The sequence below is a fragment of the Candidatus Eisenbacteria bacterium genome, assembly GCA_016930695.1.
In the GTDB taxonomy this organism is placed as follows: Bacteria; Orphanbacterota; Orphanbacteria; order Orphanbacterales; family Orphanbacteraceae; genus JAFGGD01.
In genome coordinates this window covers 58550-77067 of record JAFGGD010000030.1, presented here as the reverse complement: position 1 = coordinate 77067, position 18518 = coordinate 58550, and the positions used below count along the sequence as shown (strand labels likewise).

Annotated in this window: 15 protein-coding genes; 1 reads left to right on the top strand and 14 read right to left on the bottom strand. The window is 65.2% G+C overall.

Annotated elements, in window-relative coordinates; all coding sequences use genetic code 11:
• Positions 1-72 precede the first annotated feature (72 nt).
• The 8 genes from JW958_05825 to JW958_05790 all read right to left on the bottom strand — a co-directional run bounded on the left by JW958_05825 (position 73) and on the right by JW958_05790 (position 8481).
• Positions 73-435: a hypothetical protein gene (locus JW958_05825; protein ID MBN1825767.1), complete on the bottom strand. Its 363-nt coding sequence runs from the start codon at positions 433-435 to the stop codon at positions 73-75.
• Positions 436-475: 40 nt separating this feature from the next.
• Entirely contained in the window at positions 476-1891 is a 1416-nt protein-coding gene (locus JW958_05820; protein MBN1825766.1) for a 2-oxoacid:acceptor oxidoreductase family protein, read from the bottom strand.
• A complete protein-coding gene (locus tag JW958_05815) occupies positions 1888-2949 on the bottom strand; it encodes a 3-methyl-2-oxobutanoate dehydrogenase subunit VorB (GenBank protein MBN1825765.1) in 1062 nt (353 codons plus the stop codon). Before JW958_05815 ends, JW958_05820 begins: the two co-directional genes overlap by 4 nt.
• Entirely contained in the window at positions 2949-3209 is a 261-nt protein-coding gene (locus tag JW958_05810) for a 4Fe-4S ferredoxin (protein ID MBN1825764.1), read from the bottom strand. Before JW958_05810 ends, JW958_05815 begins: the two co-directional genes overlap by 1 nt.
• Positions 3210-3498: 289 nt before the next feature.
• Positions 3499-4884, bottom strand: coding sequence for a sigma-54-dependent Fis family transcriptional regulator (locus JW958_05805; protein MBN1825763.1), 1386 nt, complete (start codon positions 4882-4884; stop codon positions 3499-3501).
• A 132-nt stretch (positions 4885-5016) separates the two neighbouring features.
• Positions 5017-6231, bottom strand: a complete 1215-nt coding sequence (locus JW958_05800; GenBank protein MBN1825762.1) for a radical SAM protein — start codon at positions 6229-6231, stop codon at positions 5017-5019.
• A 3-nt stretch (positions 6232-6234) separates the two neighbouring features.
• Entirely contained in the window at positions 6235-7764 is a 1530-nt protein-coding gene (locus tag JW958_05795; GenBank protein ID MBN1825761.1) for a PAS domain-containing protein, read from the bottom strand.
• A 75-nt stretch (positions 7765-7839) separates the two neighbouring features.
• Entirely contained in the window at positions 7840-8481 is a 642-nt protein-coding gene (locus tag JW958_05790) for a carboxypeptidase regulatory-like domain-containing protein (protein MBN1825760.1), read from the bottom strand.
• Positions 8482-8638: 157 nt separating this feature from the next.
• Here JW958_05790 and cdd point away from each other — a divergent pair, with 157 nt between their 5' ends.
• Complete coding sequence (cdd, locus tag JW958_05785; protein MBN1825759.1) at positions 8639-9043, top strand: cytidine deaminase; 405 nt, start codon at positions 8639-8641, stop codon at positions 9041-9043.
• Between the two features lie 524 nt (positions 9044-9567).
• Here cdd and JW958_05780 read toward each other — a convergent pair.
• The 6 genes from JW958_05780 to JW958_05755 all read right to left on the bottom strand — a co-directional run bounded on the left by JW958_05780 (position 9568) and on the right by JW958_05755 (position 18517).
• The gene (locus JW958_05780) at positions 9568-10524 is read right to left on the bottom strand and encodes a T9SS type A sorting domain-containing protein (GenBank protein MBN1825758.1); all 957 of its coding nucleotides are present in this window, start codon (positions 10522-10524) and stop codon (positions 9568-9570) included.
• 296 nt (positions 10525-10820) lie between these two features.
• Entirely contained in the window at positions 10821-12734 is a 1914-nt protein-coding gene (locus JW958_05775; protein ID MBN1825757.1) for a T9SS type A sorting domain-containing protein, read from the bottom strand.
• A gap of 206 nt (positions 12735-12940) precedes the next feature.
• Positions 12941-14419, bottom strand: coding sequence for a hypothetical protein (locus JW958_05770; GenBank protein ID MBN1825756.1), 1479 nt, complete (start codon positions 14417-14419; stop codon positions 12941-12943).
• Positions 14416-16281: a hypothetical protein gene (locus tag JW958_05765; protein MBN1825755.1), complete on the bottom strand. Its 1866-nt coding sequence runs from the start codon at positions 16279-16281 to the stop codon at positions 14416-14418. Before JW958_05765 ends, JW958_05770 begins: the two co-directional genes overlap by 4 nt.
• 17 nt (positions 16282-16298) lie before the next feature.
• The gene (locus tag JW958_05760; GenBank protein MBN1825754.1) at positions 16299-17507 is read right to left on the bottom strand and encodes a hypothetical protein; all 1209 of its coding nucleotides are present in this window, start codon (positions 17505-17507) and stop codon (positions 16299-16301) included.
• Positions 17507-18517, bottom strand: coding sequence for a PorV/PorQ family protein (locus JW958_05755; GenBank protein ID MBN1825753.1), 1011 nt, complete (start codon positions 18515-18517; stop codon positions 17507-17509). The genes JW958_05760 and JW958_05755 overlap by 1 nt, the downstream gene beginning before the upstream one ends.
• Between the last annotated feature and the right edge of the window lies 1 nt (position 18518).

Genomic DNA, 18518 nt, shown 5'->3' with positions numbered 1-18518 from the left:
TGGTAAAAATTCGGCCGTCGCCGCGTTCCCGGCGCCGAGAGATTTCCGGGCTTTCCGGAGGAAACGCCGCCCTCATTCGAGCATGCGTGCGACCTGATCGAGCAGCCTGCCGCGGTGGAGGATATTGTCGGTCACGGAGAGATCCTCCTCACGCTCCTCTTCCCCGCCGCCGCCGCCGCGAGGATCGGAAAGGCGAAGGAGCATGCCGCGTCGGCCCGTCCGGTCGAGAAGGCGGAGGAGGGCCCTTCCCTCCGGCGGCCCGTCCCAGAGATCCGCGACGATCAAGTCCACGTCCAGCCCCTTCCGGAGGAGACGGAGCCCTTCCGGAGAGGAGACGCCGAGAGGGTCGTAACGGGCGCGACGAAAAAGGGCGCAGAGCGACGCCCTGAGCCCTAGATCGTCCTCGATCACGAGGATTCGCGCTTTCCGAGCCATACGCGGACCTCCCTCGCCGGGGCGGGTCCGCCGGGGTTTTCTACAGGAGCGCCTTGGCCGCCTGAATGCCGGCGTCGAGCGCCTTCAGGTTCAGGGGAATGAGCTTCTCCTTCTTGATGTGCAGACGGAGAGCCTTCTCGGCCTGCTCCCTCGAGAAGAGATCGGTGACCCCCAGGTAGGCGCCCATCGCGACCACGTTCGCCACACGGGTGTTCCCCAGATCATCGGCGATCTTGGTGGCCGGCACGCCGTATCCCTTGATCCCCTCCGGGACGGTCACGTTCTCGATCAACGAGGAGTCGTAGATCACCGTTCCCCCGGGCTGAAGGTCGGGAGTGAATCGCTCGAAGGAAGGCCGGTTCATGGCGATCAGCACGGTCGGCCGCGAGACCAGGGGCGCGCCGATCCGCTCTTCGCTGACGACGACCTGGCAGTTCGCCGTTCCCCCCCGCATCTCCGGTCCATAGGAAGGGAGCCAGGTGACGTGATAGCCGGCGTGCATACCCGCGTCCGCGAGCACTTCGCCGAGGAAGAGGATTCCCTGGCCGCCGAAACCGGCGACCTTCATCCGGATCTCCCGGTCCAGTTTTTGCCGGGGCGCTTTATCGCCGCCGTCGTCGCCGCCGATGCCGAGCACCCTCTCCACCGGTTCCGGATCAAGCTCGTCGAATGAGCCGGGTTCGTCGCCGGTCTTGTCCCGGTAGACGCCCAGCGGGAAGATGGGAAGCATCGTCTCTTCGATCCATTTGCGCGACTGCACCGGCGTGATCTTCCAACCCGTCGGGCAGGGGGAGAGAATCTCCACGAGCGAGAAACCTTTCCCTTCGACCTGAGTCTGGATCGCCTTCTTGATCGCCTTGCGCGCCTTGGCGACGTGCTTGGGATCGATGAGGGCGACCCTCTCGAGGTAGGCCGGCGCCTCGAGCGAGGAGAGAAGCTCGCACACGCGGATCGGGTAGCCCTCGTTCCGGATCGTGCGCCCCCGGGGGGTGGTGGAGGTGCTCTGTCCGACGAGGGTGGTGGGGGCCATCTGGCCTCCGGTCATCCCGTAGATCGCGTTGTTCACGAAAAAGACGGTGATGTTCTCGCCGCGGTTGGCCGCCTGCAGGATGTTGTTCCCGCCGATGGCCGCCAGGTCGCCGTCCCCCTGGTAGGAGATGACGATCGAGTCCGGACGGCTTCGTTTGGCGCCCGTCGCCGCCGCCGGCGCCCGGCCGTGGGGGACCTGGATGTTGCCGAAGTTGAAGTAGTAGTAGGCGAAAACGCTGCACCCGACCGGGCTGATCAGGATGGTGCGGTCCGCCACGTCCAGCTCGTCCACGGCCATGCCGATCAGCTTGTGGATGTTGCCGTGGCCGCAGCCGGGGCAGTAGTGGGTCGAAGTCTTGTCCGCCCCCGGTTTGTATTTGTATTCGTCCAGAATGCTTCGCGGTTTCTCGATGATCTTTTCCGTCACTTCGCCACCCCCTTCGGCGCCATGAGGGCTTCCAGAACCTCGGCCTCGTCGGGCACCATGCCGCCGACGCGGTGGAACTGGCGGACCGGCTTCCGGCCCTCCACGGCGAGGCGGACGTCCTCCACCATCTGTCCCATCGCCAGCTCGCCCACGAAGAACTCCTTCACCCGGTCCGAGTCGGCGTACTTCCGGATGATCTCCGTCGGGAAGGGCCAAAGGGAGATGGGACGGATCATGCCCGCCTTGATCCCCCGGCGGCGCGCCTCGTCCACCACGGACGTGAGGATGCGGGACATCACGCCGTATCCGACGGTGATGATCTCCGCGTCTTCGGTGAGGTATTCCTCGAAGCGGATCTCCGCCGCCTCGACCTTTGCATACTTCTCGTACAAATGGTACACGTGCTGTTCCAGCTCCTCCGGGGCGAGCTGAATGGAGCAAACCAGATTCCCCTGCGTGGCGCTCGTTCCGTCCACGGACCACTCTTTCTTCGGCGCCGTGACCGGGTCGTATTCCAGTTCCACCGGCTCCATCATCTGCCCGATGAAACCGTCCGTGAGAATCACCACCGGGTTGCGGTACTTATCGGCCAGGTCGAAGGCGAGCTTGGTGAAGTCGCACATCTCCTGGGCGCAGTTGGGGGCGAGGACGATGTTCCTGTAGTTGCCGTGGCCGCCCCCTTTGACCATCTGGAAGTAGTCCGCCTGTTCCGGCGCGATGTTGCCCAAGCCCGGGCCGCCGCGCACCACGTCGACGATCACGCACGGCAGTTCCGAGCCGGCGCAGTAAGAGATTCCTTCCTGCTTCAGGCTGATCCCCGGCGAAGAGGAGGCGGTCATGGTGCGGGTTCCCGTCGACGCGGCGCCGTAGACCATGTTGATCGCGGCCACTTCGCTCTCCGCCTGCAGGAAGACGCGGCCGAGGCGGGGGAACAGGTCCGCCGCCGTCTCGGTGATCTCGCTCGCCGGCGTGATCGGGTATCCGAAGAAGGCGCGGCAGTCCGCGAGGATCGCCCCCATGACCACCGCTACGTTCCCCTTCATCAGTTTCCGGGCCATCAGCGATCCCCTCCTTTTTTCTCCGGGACCGTTTTGTGCACCCGGATCGCCCGCGGTTCGGGACACGCCATGAAGCAGATCCCGCAGCCGACGCATCGGAGCCCGATCGGTTTGGCCGGGTGAAATCCTTTGGTGTTCAGGTGATCGGCGATCTCGATGTCTTTCTGGGGACAGTCCTCCACGCAGAGGTAGCAGCCCTTGCAGTACTCCTCGAAGATCTCGATCCACCCCTTGGTGCTCTTGGTTTTCTGTTCCGCCATTCGGGAATCCCTTCCTCCGCGTGCCGCGGACTGGGGGTTAATAACGGGCTTTCGCCTTACCGTGAATAAAAAGTCCGTATCCGTGCATCGCAAGGCTCATGCCACCAACCGGAAGGAAAGAAAGAATGCAACCGGTTGATTTGTATTGCTTTAAGGGCAGCCCTCCCTTCGGGGCTTCCGGGGGGACTGACAAGATGAACCCGCCGCGAAACCTCGGACGGGACATTTTGACAAGACGAAAGGAGCGTAACAGACCGGTCCGATTCGCGCAATCCCCGGAGGGGGATCATCATTCCGCCTGAAACGGGGGCGGGGGGTTCTCCAATTTTCGATAGATGGTTCGTGCGGCGATGCCGAGGAGGCGGGCCGCCATCTCCTTGTTTCCGCGGGTGCGGCGAAGGGTCTCGGTGATGATCCGGTGCTCCGCCTGCGCCATGGTCATGCCGAAGGGGACGCGGACGGCGCTCTCCACCCCTTCCCGGCGATGGAGCGACGGGGGAAGATCCTCGGGCTCGACGAACCTCCCTTTTCCGAGGACGACCGCCCTCTCGATCACGTTCTCCAGCTCACGTACGTTGCCGGGCCAGCCGTACTGGAGAAAGCGATCGATCACCTCCGGCGAGAGCCCCTCGATCGCCTTGTTGTTCCTCTCGTTGAAGGCGCGCATGAAGCGCTCCGCCAAAAGGGGGATGTCCTCCGGCCGTTCCCGGAGGGGAGGGATGTGGATGGTGACCACGTTCAGACGGTAGTAGAGATCCTCGCGGAAGCGCCTCGACCGGATCGCTTCCTCCAGGTCGGCGTTGGTGGCGGCCAGAATCCGCACGTCCACGCGTAGAGTCTCCGCCCCCCCCACCCTCTCGAACTCACCCTCCTGGAGCACGCGGAGCAGCTTCACCTGCGTCGCTTGCGACATCTCGCCGATTTCGTCGAGGAAGAGGGTGCCCCCGTCGGCCAGTTCGAAGCGCCCGATTCGCCGTGAGACCGCGCCCGTAAAGGAGCCCTTTTCATGGCCGAAGAGTTCCGCCTCCAGGAGCGTCTCCGGGATGGCGGCGCAGTTCACCTTGATGAAGGGGGCGTCCTTGCGGAGGCTCGCGGCGTGGATGATGTCGGCGATCACCTCCTTGCCGGTCCCGCTCTCCCCCTGGATCAGCACCGACGCGGCGCTCGGCGCCACCTGCTCCGCCATCTCGATGACCTTCTGCATCGACGGGGATGCGCTGACCGGGCTGGTCGTTCTCTCCATGGAACGAATCCGGGCGCGCAGCTCCCGGTTCTCGGAGGCGAGCGCTCTTCTCTCCAGCGCTTTCTCCACCGACTTCAGGATCAGATGGCGCTTGACCGGCTTCTGGATGAAGTCGTAGGCGCCGTCCTTCATCGCCCGGACCGCGTCGTCCACGGTGCCGTACCCGGTGATCATCACCACTTCCGTCTCGGGAGAAGCGATCTTGAGCATCTTCAGGAGGTCGAGGCCGTCCACGTCGGGTAGGCGGAGGTCGGAGAGGGCGACGGGGAAACGGTGGGTCCGGACGAGGCTCATCGCCTCCTTGCCGTCGGCGGCGGCGTGGACTTCGTACCCTTCCCTGGTGAGCAGTTTCTGGAGGGACTGGCGGATCTCCGCTTCGTCGTCGATGACGAGAACCGCCGCCTTCCGCCTAGTCTCTTTCTCCGCCAACATCCTCTCCTTCCGGGGCGATTTCCCGGCCGGGGGGAGCCCACGCGAGGGAGTGTATCAAGGGGGAAGTCCCTTGTCCACCGGGGTTTGGAAGCGGCCTTTCGAGCGATTTCCCGCGCCCGGTTCCCCCCTGTTTCAATACACGAAGGAGCGGAGGGGGTAGAACGCCACCTTCGCCCGGCCCGATCGGGCGCGAATCCCCTCCATCAGCGTCCTCGCCTCCTTCTCCATTTCATCTTCGCCGAGAGGCTCGATCCCCTCTTCCTCCATCCATATCCTGTAGCCGGAACCGGGCGTCTCGACGATCGGGGAGAGATAGACCAGATCTCCTTCTCGCGGCTCCACTCGTTCTAAAAGCCGAATGGTTCCGGCGCGGTGGCTTGCGCGGAAACGCCTCCCTCCCACCCCGGCGAGAAAGATCAGGCCCACACGCATTCCCGCCTCGTGTACGGCGCGGACCGCGCGGGGGAGTTCGCCCGAGTCGCCCGGTTTGCGCAGGATCGCGTAGAGTTCCGGGTCGCCCGTCTCGACGCCGATGTAGAGCCGCCGGAAGCCGCGGCGGCCGTAGGCGGCGAGCGAGGCGGCGTCGCGCCCGGCGAGCGTGGAGAGGCGGGCGAAGGCGTACAGGTCGCGGGTGAGGGGGACCGGATCGCCCCTCCGCGCGGCGGCGTCCATCTCGGCGAGAAGGCGGTCCACCAAGGGGAGGAGCAGGCGGTCCGGAGCGGCGAATGGATCGCCGTCGCCGAAAAAGAGCGCGTTCCGGGTGAGCGCGGAGCGGCCGAGGAAGGAGAGGGCGTCCCGAATGTGACGGGCGAACTCCTCTTCCCCTTTCACCCGGAAACTCCCATCCGGATAGAGGCCGCAGAAGAGGCAGCGCCCCCAGGAACACCCCTCCGTCCCCTGCGCCACGAGGGCGAGGCCGCGATCCGGGGGGAGGATGGGAATCGGTTTCCAGATGCGGTTGAAACGACGCGCGTCTTCGGCGTAGCGCGCCGCGTCCCGGGAGAGGATCCTCGCGAGGCGTTCGACGAGTTCTCTCCTCTCCTCCGGCCCCGCGTCACTCCCCTCCAGGCGATCCGCCGCGTCGCGGGCGATCCGGAGGGTCCTCTCGATCACCTCTCCTTCTTCTCCCGCATCGAGAGGCCGCCCGCCCGCCCCGGCGCGTTCCCGGAGTAGGAAACGGCCGGAGAGCCCTCGCCTGAGGACGCACCGGCCGACCTGGTCGGTGAGGAGGCGCCCCTCGGCGTCCCACGCGACCGCCTCGGCGCCGTTCGTCCTCTCGATCACCGTACGGTCGGCGCGGAGGTGAGCCGCGAGGCCGCCGCCCGCGAGTGCGATCGGACGGCCCAAGGATCAGGCCTCGTCGGCGGGGAAATAGAGACCGAATACGGTCCCCTTCCCCTCGCGGCTCCGGCAGACCACCCGGCCGCCGTGTTCGCGCATCACCTGCTGCACGAAGGCGAGGCCGAGGCCGGTCCCGAAGTCCTTGGTCGTGTAGAAGGGGTCGAAGATCTTGGAGAGATTTTCCCGGGGGATGCCGGCGCCGGTGTCACGGACCTCGACGAGCACATTCCCCTCCCGCGGGCCCGCGGTCACCTGGATCTCGCCGCCGGCGTTCATCGCCTCCTGGGCGTTCCGGAAGAGGTTGAGGAGGCACTGCCTCGCCTGGCTCGTGTCGGCCAGGAGACGCGGCGTACCGGGGAGCACGTCGATCGTGAGGCCGATCCCGTGGCTTCTGAGGTCCGGCCGGACGAAGTCCGAGACGGAGCGCAGGAAATCCCGGACGCGCACCGGCTCCAGAGAGGGGCTGGGGAGCCGGCCGAAACTGAGGTACTCCTCGATCACATTGGTCAGGCGATCGATTTCGGAGAGGATCGAGTTGACCAGTTGCCCCGCCTCGGCGCGGTCCTCGTCGGGGAGGCCGCCCAGCTGATCCATGAGAAGCTCCACGTTGAGCGAGATCGACGAGAGAGGGTTGCGGATCTCGTGGGCGACCTTGGCGGCCATGCTCCCCACGGCGACCAGACGCTCCCAGCGGAGCTTCTCCTCCTCCAGTCGTTTCTGATGGGTCAGGTCGCGGAGAAAGATGCGCGTTCCCTGCAGGCGCCCCCCGTCGTCGTAGATGGCGCTGCTGATCATCTCCACGTGGGTCGCCTGCCCCTCCCGGTCGATGATGTGCGCCGCCACGTGGTCGTGGCCGCTCCGGGCGACCCTCTCCAGGTGCATCCGCACCCGCGCGTGCTGCTCTTCGGGGAGCACGTTCCGTATGGTGAGGCGGCGAATCTCGTCCCGGCGGAAGCCGAGCGCGTCGAGGGCGGTCTGGTTGGCGTCCGCGAAACGCCCGTCCCGGAAGAGGACCAGGACCATCGCCGGATCGGTCCCCTCTTCCAGTTCCCCCTCCGCGGGGAGGCTGAAGCCGGGGCCGATCGTCTTCAGGATCTCGCCCGGACCCGGTCCTTCAGGAGTGAAGGGTGCGCGGGCCGCCTCCCTGTCGAGCAGGGCGGCCCTCCCGATCGCCGCGACGGCGCGGGCGAGCCGAACCGGATCGCCGCCGAACCGCTCCTCCGCCAGACGGATCAGCCCCGCCGCCCAGACCGCGGCCCCCCGGCCGTCGTTCCCTCCCGCCGCGAGGACCCTCTCTCGGATCTTCTTCCGGCGCTCCGGGTAGTCCCCATCGCGTGGCCCCTCGAAAAAGAGGGCGCGGTAGAGGGCGCGTTCCTCGTCGGGCCAATCGGGAAGCCATGCCTCGATGTGGAGATCGACCGCCGGAGCGAACTCCGCCGCCACCTCCCGCAGGGCTTCCTCCTCCGCGCCGTCGAAACGGACCGCCTTGCGGATCGCCTCGAAGGGGGCGTCGTTCGTCTCTTCGAAACGCTGTTTCATGGGCCGTCCGTTTCGCGGGGTCCGCCCGCGCGGGCGCGGGAGATCGAGACCCTTCCTCGGTGCGCGGACCGGGAATCAGGGGCGCATACGAATCGTCACGGGTCCCTCGGGAAGGGATGGCGGGACCCACTCTTTCGCCGGGGCGAAACCGGCGGCGGTCACCTCCAGGCGGAGCGCCTCGCCGGAGCGCAGGCGGGAAATTTCAGCGCGGAACCGTCCCTCCCCGTCCGTGAGCAGGTCGCGCGCGACCGCGCGCTCGCGACCGGTGCGCCCCCCCGCTCTCCGGAAGAGGGAGATCCGCGCGCCGCGAATCGGGCCGCCGTCCTCCTCGTTCAAAACCAGGCCTTCGAAATGGAATTTCTCTCGCGCCCCTTCCTCGATCGCGTCCAAGGCAGCGTGGAGGGAATCGCGTTCCCCCTCGGCGCGGGCGAGGCGAAGGGACCATTCCTGATTCGCCCGTTGGAGCGCTTCCTCGGCGCCGTCGCTACGTCGTTCCCTTTCGGCGAGCGCCCGGAAAGCGTTCCGATTGGCGACTTGGGCGCCCGACAGGAGGATCAGGAGGAGAAGGGAGACGAGGATCGAAAAGACCCGGTCTCCGTGGTCCGATCCGCGCCCCTCGGTGGTCCGGCCCCCGGACCGTCCGAGAAGAACGCCCAGGTGCAGAAGGACTAAGAGCAGGCCGATCAGGGACGGCCAGTACACGCGAAGGAAGTCCATGCTTTTCTCTCCTCTTTGGCGCGGCGAAAGCGTTTCCACGACAGGATAACGCCGCTGGCGAAGAGGTCAAGGGAAAGAGGGGATTCAAGGCGTTCCTTTCGCTTGACGATGCTCCGTATGTCCGGTACAGTGCGGTCCCCCTCACGGGAGGTGTTTCATGAAAGCGGAGGAACTCGCGGGGCGGGCGAAGGAAGCGGCGGAGCGTTCCTATTCCCCTTATTCCAAGGTGCGCGTCGGCTGCGCTTTGGAAACGACGGACGGGCGGGTATTCACCGGCTGTAACATCGAAAACGCCTCGTTCAGCCTCACGCTCTGCGCCGAGAGGGTGGCGCTCTTCAAAGCGATCAGCGAGGGCGCGACCGGTTTCCGGCGCGTCGCCATCTGGAGCGATACCGGCTTCCACCTGGTCCCCTGCGGGGCGTGCCTCGGCGTTCTCGCCGAGTGGGTGGATAAGAGTACCGGCGAAGTGATCCTCGCCGGCGGGGAAGGTTCGATCCGCTCGGTTCCCTTCCGCGAGTTCCTACCGATGGATCTCTCCGACCTGGAAAAGCACCTGCGCTGATTTCGGTGCCGCATCCCTTTTCGCTTCCCGAGATCGTGAAGGGAGAATCCGGGACCGACGGGCGCATCGTTTCGTCACCCCCTCCCTCTCCGGATCATTCCTCGTTCTCCCGGCGCGGTTCCGGAAAGAGAAGGGCGCGCATCGCCGCGGACATCTTCATCTCCAAAAGCATCCGTAAAATTTCCGAACAGGAGGGGATGGCGCCGGAGCCGTGGAGCGGGAGAGGGGGAGATCCCCCTTTGCGCGGAGCCGGGGCGGCGGAAGCGCCGGCGGACGGGGCGAAGGGGAGCGGATGATTGTGCCGTGCGACGGGACGCTTCGCGCCATGCGAGTCCCCGCCGCTTCTTCCCACGGCACCGCGGGAAAGGTCCTCTTCCGGACCCTTTCCGTGGACGGCCGGTAGCGCGTGGGAAGGATCGATGCGCGACATGCCGGACCCTCCTCTAAGATGCCCGGTCCTTACGAACGGGCATCCGGGAAACCCCCGGCCGGACGTTTGTATTTCACGTTCGGCGGCGCGCCGCTCAGCGGACGAGCGACATCTTGATCACCTCGGTGTTCCCCCCGTGAGTGACGCGGCAGAAGTAAACAGCCGAAGAGACTTCGTTCCCCCGGTCGTCCGTGCCGTCCCACCGGATCGTGTGCGATCCGGCGGAAAGGGTGCGGTCCGACAGGACGCGGACCAGGCGGCCGGATAGATCGTAAACGTCCGCCCTCGTCCTCCCTTCCGCGGGGAGATCGAAGGCGATGTGGGTGGATGGATTGAACGGATTCGGTTGGTTGCCGTACAAACGGAAGCGGGCGGGCGCGCCGCCGGCGGCGCCGGTCGCTTCCTCCATCAACACGATATCGTCGTCATTGCGCGGCTCGATCCGATAGGCGCCGTCGACGGTGTGAACCGGGCCCGTGAGGAGGGCGAGGGTGTCCCCCGTTTCGGGGATGGTGTAGGCCATCGTCCCCCCCGCGCGGATCGTGTCTCCCGCCTCGCCTTCGCCGAAGGAGAGCGCGAGCCACTCCCCGCCGCCGACAGGGCCGAGGACGATCAACTCGCCGATGGAGACGAGCACCCCCTCGTAGGGTTCCCCCACATCGCCCGCGGCGATTTTCTCCGCGGCCGGGGCGGATCGCGCGCGGTCGATCCATTCCACAGAGCCCCACAGCGCATCGGTCGCGCTGACCAGGGAGAGACCGCGGATCTCCGCGTAGTAGCCCCGGACGCGCACCCGGTCGCCGACGGAAACCGCGGGGGTCTTCTGCCGGTTGATCCAGATCCCGCTCCACGGGCCTCCCCCCTCCTCCTCCGCGAAGAAACCGTCCGGCGCGACCGCGGTAACGGTGACGCTCTCCACGAGAACCCACGAGTATGGGGGATAGGCTCCCTGCTGTATGTCGCGAATCCCGGCGCGCTCTTCCCCCGCGGCGCGGGAGGCGCCGGAGACGATGAGAAGAGTGGCGATCGCGGCGGCGCATTTTCTAATCATGGTTCCATCCCTTCTGCGTTCACTCTTTCGGCGGACCGGGGATCGGCCCGTGTGGGCCGGACGGTCGGGGAACCGCCCGCGCAATGAAATTGCAAAAAGCCGGCCGAAACGGCACAGGCGGGCTGAAACGCGCAAAAATCGCGCAGAAGCGCGCCGCGCGCGTTACGCGGAGAGGGAAAGAAGCGGAATCCGAAGGTCCGGGCGAAGAGGAGCGGCGTGGAGGCGTGTGCAAAAACCGCACAGAAAAAGGGGGGACCCGACGGTCCCCCCTTCCGCGTTGCGTTTTGGGAAGGCGCTTAGCGGATCAGCACCATCTTGCGCGTGGCGGTGTATTCGCCCGCCTCGAGACGGTAGAAGTAGACGCCGGAGGAGACGTTCTGGCCGGCGTTGTTCTGTCCGTGCCAAACCGCTTCGTACCGGCCCGCCTGGAGGTTCGACTTGGTCAGCGTCCGCACCTCGCGGCCGGAAACGTCGTAGATCCGGAGAGCCACGTCCGTCGGCCTCTGGAGCGAGAACTGGATCGTGGTGACCGGGTTGAACGGGTTCGGCCGGTTCTGATCCAGGGCGTTCATGAACTTCGGCGCGCCGTCGTCCACGTCGGTGACGCCGACGATGTAGATGTCGTCGTAGTCGCGTGGGTTGATCTTCCGGTGGCTGTACTCATACCACATCGGGCCGGCGATGAAGGTGAAGGAGTCGCCGGGCGCGGGCTCGTAGTTGTCGATGCCCGGGCTGAAGATGTTGTCGATGCAGAGAGTGTCGCCCAGCACGTTGTCGACGGACCACTCGCCCCAGCCGATCGAGTCGGTGCGCACGCGCACGTTCTCGACGCGCACCAGCTTCCCCTCGTAAGGATCGGTGCGGGCGGTGGCGACGGAAACCACGACCGGCGCCGGAACGGCGAGGCCCGGGGTGACGATGCCGATGTAATCCACCACGCCCATCTCGATCAGGCCGAAGTAGGGCGAAACCAGGCCGGAGACGAGGACCGAGTCGCCCCTCTCGATGCCGACCTCGTCCACGTCGATGTAGCTTCCGGTGTAAAGGATCAAGCCGTAGCCGAAGGCGGTGTTCCGGTCCTGGATGAACATGTAACGATCCGCGTAGGCCTCGGTCGGCGTAGCGGTGACCACGGCGCCGATGGCGAAGGGACGCCCGGCCACGGTGGCGCTGTCGGTGAGATGCGCGAACTCGCAGTTCTTCACACCGGGGATGAACTCTTCGATGTTGGCCGCCATCGGCACGCCCTGGGCGTTCTTCACGTTCTCCACCACCAGGCTGCGGAAGGCGCTCCCGGTGAAGCCGGACATGTCGCTCGTGGTGAGGATCACCGTGAGGGAGTCGTCCTGCATCTGCGCGGAGGAGATGGTGATGTCGAACTCCGCGATGTAGTAGTTGCTGGCGTTCTCCGCGGAAACCTCGTCCAACTGCTTGTCGAAGGCGACGCCGAGATGGCTGTTGTCGATGGGATAGCAGAAGCGGGTGTTCGGCGCCGGCGGCAGGCCGATGTAAAGGAGGTCGGCGTTGTTCCGCGGGTTCAGCTTGAAGAAGTCGAAGTTGTAGGAGATGCAGCCGATGATGCCTTGGAGATGCGTGCCGCTGTCCGGCACGGCGACCGGCTGAAGCATCTCGTCGTCGCAAATGAGCGTTTCCTGGGCGGCGCAACCGGCGTCGCCGTCGAACTCCACGACCGTCCACTCTCCGTATTGGGAGTAATTATCATTCGTCACGCGGACCGAATCGACCTGCACGAGAACGCTCTCCCACTTCTCCGCCTCCACGTTCACCGAGTCGTTGATGTCGCAGCAGGTGACCATCGCCGGCACGGGCACATCGGCGGTGCCGATGATGAAAACGCACCCGTAGTAATCGCTCGTGACCCGGAGTTCGGTCCATTCGAAGTACTCCTGCAGTGTGCCGATCACGTTCACCAGATCGCCGCGGCTGTAGTCGGTCGGCTCGGCGCCGGTATACACGTAGATGCCGGAGAAAGCGCTTCCCGTGTCTTCCAGCTCCTGGGCGTAGAAGCCGGCCTCGCCGAGACCGGTGACGACGATGCTGTCCACGTAATAAATCTCGTTTACGATCACGCCCATACCCAGCTGGATCTGCTGGACCGTGACCGTATCGACCGGTTCGGGACATTCGGCGTACGCGAAAGTCGCCGTCGCCAGCGCGGCCAGGGCGAGAAACAGGATCGATCGCTTCATGGGACATTCCTCCTTGCGGCCCGGTGGGACTCGCGGATTCGGTTTCCGAAATTCGGCATCAGGAACGTTTTTTCGGCCGCCCTTCCCGCCGGCGCCGCCGGGGGAAAAAAGCGCATCGCCGCTGTATATAGACGGCGAAACAATGTTACCAGAAACGCAACGTCAAGTCAAGATGAAGGTTAAGGATGTCGAGGCACAGCCGGGACTTAGCGGGCCGGCGCTCCCAGCCAGTCGAGGAAAGCCCCGAACACCTCGTCGTTGTTCCCTTCCCCATAATAGAAGGCGAAGGGAATGGTGGAGAGCACCAGGCGTCCCCCCGGAGCGGGTAAATCCCGGCGGAGTACGACGGTGAAGTCGGCGGCCTGCCCCTGCAGATTGCCGTTCGGAATCTTGTAAAGCCTTTCCGCGGCAAAGGTTGCAGTGGTATCGACCGGAGAGTCGAGCCCGTGATAGCGAAGCCCGGTGAAGGCGCGCAGCTGGGGAAGACCGGTCCCCTCGAAAGGCTCCAGGGGGACCTGGTAGGCGTAGATCCCCTCGCGGAACGCGAAGTTGGAGAAGGTCTGGGTGCGCGGCGTGGTGTCGATGAAGACGGTGTCGAAACCGGCGTAGGTCTTATAGAAATTGGGCGTGAACCCGCTGTAGGTGCCGATCGCGTTCAGCGAGGAGAGGAAGAGGCCTCCCCCCCGCTCGAGGAATGTGCCCAGTCCCTTCTCGGCGCGTCCCATCTGGGTGAAACGCTGCTCGTCGCTGAAGACCGATCGCGCGCGGTGGCCGCTGTACCAGATCACGTGGTTGAAGGCGGTCAGGAAGCCGCCGAAACGAACGTCCGTGTTGAAAGGCGTTTTGGCGAGGTCGATCCGGGTGAAGCCGTCTTCCTGTACGCGGCCGATCAGGAAGTCCTTGTACCAAGAGTCGGCGTCCACGAATCCCGCCGAGTTGAGCGAGTAGTCGTCGACCAGGAGGATCTCCCCATGAATCGGATAGAGTTTCACGTCAAAACTGTCCGGATCGCTGGCGGAGTGGGCCTCGTCTACGGTCTGCAGGAACACGGTCACCCAGCCGGAAGTGTCCAATTGCGCCGGCAGAAGGAGAATCGTGTCCAGCTCGGCGTCCACCTCCATCGGCGATTCCTCGCGTCCCCCCACCCAGATCAGATGTTTGGCGATGGTGGAGTCGCCGTCCGGGTCCGCGGAGTCCCAGCCGAAGGTGAGCACCGGCCAGGCGGAATCGGGGAGGAGCGACTTGTACCGGATCGACACCGAAGGACGATTGTTATAGAAAGGATACTCCTGCGTCGCCGGCGTCGGATCCCTCTTCCCCTCGTCGTCCATGGCGCGGACCTCGAAGCGGAAGCGCGCGTTCGCGTCCGGCACGGGAAGGACGAAATTCTTTTTCACGAAGGCGGTATAGGTCCAGGCGGTGTCCAGTTCGTAGGTTTCGGTGAGACCCTGCAGAGGAATCCAACGGTATTCGTAGCCGTGCACCTCGCCGTCCAGATCGCTCCCCCACCACTTCAGATTCACGCGATAGATGGTGGTGGAGAGGGAGTCGCCGGTCAGGGCGAGTCCCGTTTCGGGGGCGCGGTTCTCCTTCGGATCGAAGGCGTTGTCGCCGCAGCCGCCGAAAGAGACGAGAGCGGCGGCCAGGAGCGCCGAGAGAAAGAGGAGAGCGTTCACCGTCCTCATCGGATCACCAAGAACTTTCCGACCTCCACGTCGCCCGTTTCCCGGTCCTCCACGGAGAAGACGTAGAGGCCGGAGGCGATGGACTGGTCCTGACTGGTCAGCAGGTCCCACGCGGCGAGGCCGCCGGACAACACGGGGGGATCGAAATCGGGGTCGTACACCGCCGCCGATTCCAGGGCGTGGTAGGACTCGGCGTCGAAGACGATGGTGTCCACCAGGTCGCCGGCGATGGTGTAGATCCGGATCGTGCAGAGACGCGGCAGGTTGCCGAAATAGATCAGCCGCTCCCGGGGATACTGGCCGTCCCAGAGCGCCTCCCCTCGATAGGGATTCGGGAAGACGAGCACGTCGGGGCGTGCATCGCCGGGTCCCTTGGCGTCCGGGCCGGGGATGATGATGTTTCTGTTCTGGCTGTAACCGCTCTCGAGCGGGGGAACGCCCTGGGCGCGGTCGCCCCGATCGTAGCTGGTCACGCTCACCCAGTATTCGAAGCCGTCCTTCAGATTGGGAATCTCGTAGGCGTAGTTGTAATCCCACTCGTCGATCGTCGTGTCCGAGAGAATCGACGCGAAACCGGTGTTGAATCCGATGGTGTCGACGATGTCGTACTCTCCCACCAGAGTCCAATCCAGGTTGTCCCGGGAGAGGTAGATTCGGTAGCCCTGGAAGTCCATCGAATCGGGGAGCACCGGATCGGGAATCGTCTCGGGCGCGGCGTCCCAGAAGAGACGGACGCGGTTCGGGCCCGGGTCGACGTGGAGCGCCGGCGAGGGGGGCGGCTCCGGGATCTGATAGTTCGACTCGAAGGTCTTCTGCGCCCAGTCGACGCGGAAGAGATAATCGTCCCAGCCCGTCCCGCCGGCGAAAGCGAAGACCACGTTCAGCGTGTCCCCCGGATCGAGGAAGCGATAGGGACCGGCGGAGAGAAGCTCCGTCGGGTCGTCGACCGGAACGAGCGTGTCCCCCGGATCGGCCACGGGGTCGAAGTCGACATCGATGACTCCGCTCGACATGAGCCGGTAGCGATCCGGGTCCGTGGCGGAGCTGGCGGCGCCCGGATCCCAGCGCATCCACTCATAGGTGACGGTCTTGTTCCCGAGCGTGTCGGGGAGCGATCCGAGGAGCGCGTAGCCCGCGTAACCGGGATAGTCGAAGGTGAAGTGCCGGTTCCCGACGGCGCGCCGCTCGGCGTCGTAGAAGACCGCCTTGGTGTCGAAGCACTGGCCCGGGAAGGAGCCTCCCGACGACTTGGAGCAGCTGATCAGCTCGCCGTACATTCCGACATAAAGGTCCTGCAGGCGGTTCTGGCCGATGTTCTCGATGGTGTAGCTCAGAATGACGAACTGGTCCACCGGCTGGAAGCTCCATGCGTATGTCTTGAGCCGCACCTTCAAGTTCAATGGGACGTGGTTGTTCATCAGGGTGGCGTCGGTATCGACGAAGAAACAGTCGTAGTCCTGTTCCGACACCGCGTCGGGATCGTAGTTGGGGTCGTTTTTCAAAGAGCTGCGGACATCCATGAGCGGTCCCGCGCGGAACTCCGATTCGATCGGGTCGGTGTAGTAGGCGTCGATGGCGGCGTGGCTCACGAGCGTGTCGTTGTCCACGTTGATCGCGCCGATCCAGATCCCGCCGCGGATCATCCGTTCCAGGTCGGTTCCGAGGGGATACTCGAAAGAGGGGGGCGAGAGTTCGCTCGGCAGGTTGGTGCCGAGGAAACCGTTGTTGTTGATCATGAGCCCGATCTGGTTCACGGAGGTGAACTTCTGATCCGGGATCGACCGGTATTCATCCTGGGCGGAGAGGGGCGCCGCGGCGAGAAGCGCCGCCACGAGGATCGTGCGGAAGAAAATGGTTTTCATCGTTCCGGTCATCCGTTTCATTCGGGCGGTTTGGGGAGTTCGAAGAGCACCATCTTCCCCCCCGCCTCGTCATAGACGTACACGAGCGAGTCCGTGGCCGCCACCGCGCCCGGCGCGGCGAGGAGGCCGACGGCGTTCCGGTCCACGCGCTCCTTGTACGCGAAGCTCTCGGTGTACTTGAGCACCCGGCCGTTCCCGCCGTCGCTCACGAAGATGTGGCCGAGCGGATCCACGGCGACCCCCGACGGATTCAGCAGGAAGGGGATCGCCTCGCCGGGGTCGTTGATCTCGTCGCCGGTCAGCCAATCCAGCCCCGACGCGGAGAGGTTCGGATCGTTCGCCTTCAGGCGGTTCGTCGCCCGGTCGACGAAGAAGAGCGCCTCCGGCGTCCAGGCGAGCCCCTCGATCTCTTCGCCGTACCCGAGGCCGCTCCCGTTGGAGACGACCTCGATGAGGAAACTCCCCTCGGCGTCGTACTTCCGCACGAACCACTCGGTGGTGGAGTCGACGTAGGTGGACTCGGCGCCCGTCTGCGTCAGAACGGGCGTGGTCCCCACCCAGGTGGTGTCGAACTCGCGCTTCACCTTCAGGAGATAGGAGAAGTTCCTCCCCCCCACGTAGATGTTGTCGTCGTCGTCGGCGGTGAGACAGGTGAGAAGGGTGTTTCCGAAATGGTGATTGATCCGGGCGGAATCGCGCCCGGTGAAGGTGTTCGTGCTGTCCTGCGGGAGCCACTTCCGATCGATCCAGTCGGCGGTGATCGCCTGGCTGTAGAGGTCGTAGAGCCGAACACGGGGGATCGCCACCGTCGTCGGGATCGGCAGGACCGTGCTGGGGGGCGTGTTCGGGAAACGGTCGCTGTAAAAGACGGCGGTGGCCGTGTCGACGTCGAGAACGAAGATGTGATCCTCCGCCCCTTCGCTCAGGCGCACCGGCGCGTGGAAGCCCTCCAACGTGGAGATCACCCGGGCGACGGCGACGCCGTTGTCGTTCCCCCCCTTCCGTTTGAGGCGGGAGACGACTGCGCTGTCCTCGGCGACGTAGATCCACTGGTTCTGGGTGACCAGGATGTCGGTCACGTTGCCCACGTTTTCCCAGACTCCGTAGACGAAGTAGCCGTCGAAGGGGATCTGTCCGCCCGGCGTCTCGGTGGGCAGGTCCATCTTGTTTCCGCAGCCCGCCGCGAGAAGGAGAAGGCCGAGGGCGGTGAGGGTGATCCGGCGCATTAGAACTCCACCCCCCAGGAGATTCTGTCGATCCGCTCCAGGTAATCGGAATAGGTGAAAGCGTAGTCGACCCGGTTGGTCACGCCCGACGTCTCCAACCGGACGCCGAGGCCGCCGCTCCATTTCAGCTCATCCGCGTTCAGGTTGTACCCGGTGCGGAGGGCGAGCATGTCCAGATAGGTCAGCTCCGTGGCGATCCGGAACGACTCCGAGTTGTCCGGCGGGCGGGACATTTCGATCACGCCGATCTGCCGGAAGGTCTCGTTCGCCCAGACTCGGGTCTGGAAACCGGCCTGGAAGCTCGTGGGCGAGCTGTTCTTCTGGAAATCCATCTCCTGACCCGTGTCGTCGCCGCCGTACTCGATGTAGGTGCCGTTCGGTTGCCACTCCGGCCCGAAGTTGCGGAGCGTGACGGCGAAGACCGCGTCCCGGACGCCGAGGAAATAATAGGTGCCGAAATCGATGGTGAAGGTGTTCACCACCGGCCCGTCGATGGCGGCGCCGTAATTCTCGCGGATGTACTTGAGGCCGAAGCCGAGGGAGAGCTTGTCCGTGAAACGCCGCGCCGCGGCGACGCCGATGAAGAGGTCCGAGTAGGTGAACTCCCGTCCCGTGCCGTAGGGCTGGTAGACGGTGGTCTCCATCATGTCGGTTCGGAGGGAACCGATCTGGATTCCGGCGCTCATCCCCCCCAGGTAGGGGAGGCTCTGGGCGTAGGCGAGATACTCATAGTCGATGTCGGCGATCCAGGAGGTATGGGAGAAAAGAGCGTGGCGTCCCTCCAGGTTGGTCAGGCCGGCGGGGTTCCAGAAGACCGTCGTCGCGTCGTCGGCGACGGCGGTGAAGGCCTCGCCCAGGCCGACGGCCTTTGCGCCCACGCCGATCTTGAGGAACGCCCCGGAGGCGGTTCCCACGCGCTCGCTGCCGAGTCCCGATCCCGCGCGCGCCTCGCCGGCCGCCCAAAAGAGAAGGGCCGGGAGGAGGATGCCGATGACCGCCGCGCGTTTCATT

Coding starts and splice junctions, on each gene's coding strand:
- JW958_05815 (MBN1825765.1), bottom strand. CDS start 2,949: ATGGCCCGGAAACTGATGAAGGGGAACGTAGCGGTGGTCATGGGGGCG.
- JW958_05770 (MBN1825756.1), bottom strand. CDS start 14,419: ATGAGGACGGTGAACGCTCTCCTCTTTCTCTCGGCGCTCCTGGCCGCC.
- JW958_05825 (MBN1825767.1), bottom strand. CDS start 435: ATGGCTCGGAAAGCGCGAATCCTCGTGATCGAGGACGATCTAGGGCTC.
- JW958_05755 (MBN1825753.1), bottom strand. CDS start 18,517: ATGAAACGCGCGGCGGTCATCGGCATCCTCCTCCCGGCCCTTCTCTTT.
- JW958_05760 (MBN1825754.1), bottom strand. CDS start 17,507: ATGCGCCGGATCACCCTCACCGCCCTCGGCCTTCTCCTTCTCGCGGCG.
- JW958_05795 (MBN1825761.1), bottom strand. CDS start 7,764: ATGAAACAGCGTTTCGAAGAGACGAACGACGCCCCCTTCGAGGCGATC.
- JW958_05810 (MBN1825764.1), bottom strand. CDS start 3,209: ATGGCGGAACAGAAAACCAAGAGCACCAAGGGGTGGATCGAGATCTTC.
- cdd (MBN1825759.1), top strand. CDS start 8,639: ATGAAAGCGGAGGAACTCGCGGGGCGGGCGAAGGAAGCGGCGGAGCGT.
- JW958_05805 (MBN1825763.1), bottom strand. CDS start 4,884: ATGTTGGCGGAGAAAGAGACTAGGCGGAAGGCGGCGGTTCTCGTCATC.
- JW958_05790 (MBN1825760.1), bottom strand. CDS start 8,481: ATGGACTTCCTTCGCGTGTACTGGCCGTCCCTGATCGGCCTGCTCTTA.
- JW958_05775 (MBN1825757.1), bottom strand. CDS start 12,734: ATGAAGCGATCGATCCTGTTTCTCGCCCTGGCCGCGCTGGCGACGGCG.
- JW958_05765 (MBN1825755.1), bottom strand. CDS start 16,281: ATGAAAACCATTTTCTTCCGCACGATCCTCGTGGCGGCGCTTCTCGCC.
- JW958_05780 (MBN1825758.1), bottom strand. CDS start 10,524: ATGATTAGAAAATGCGCCGCCGCGATCGCCACTCTTCTCATCGTCTCC.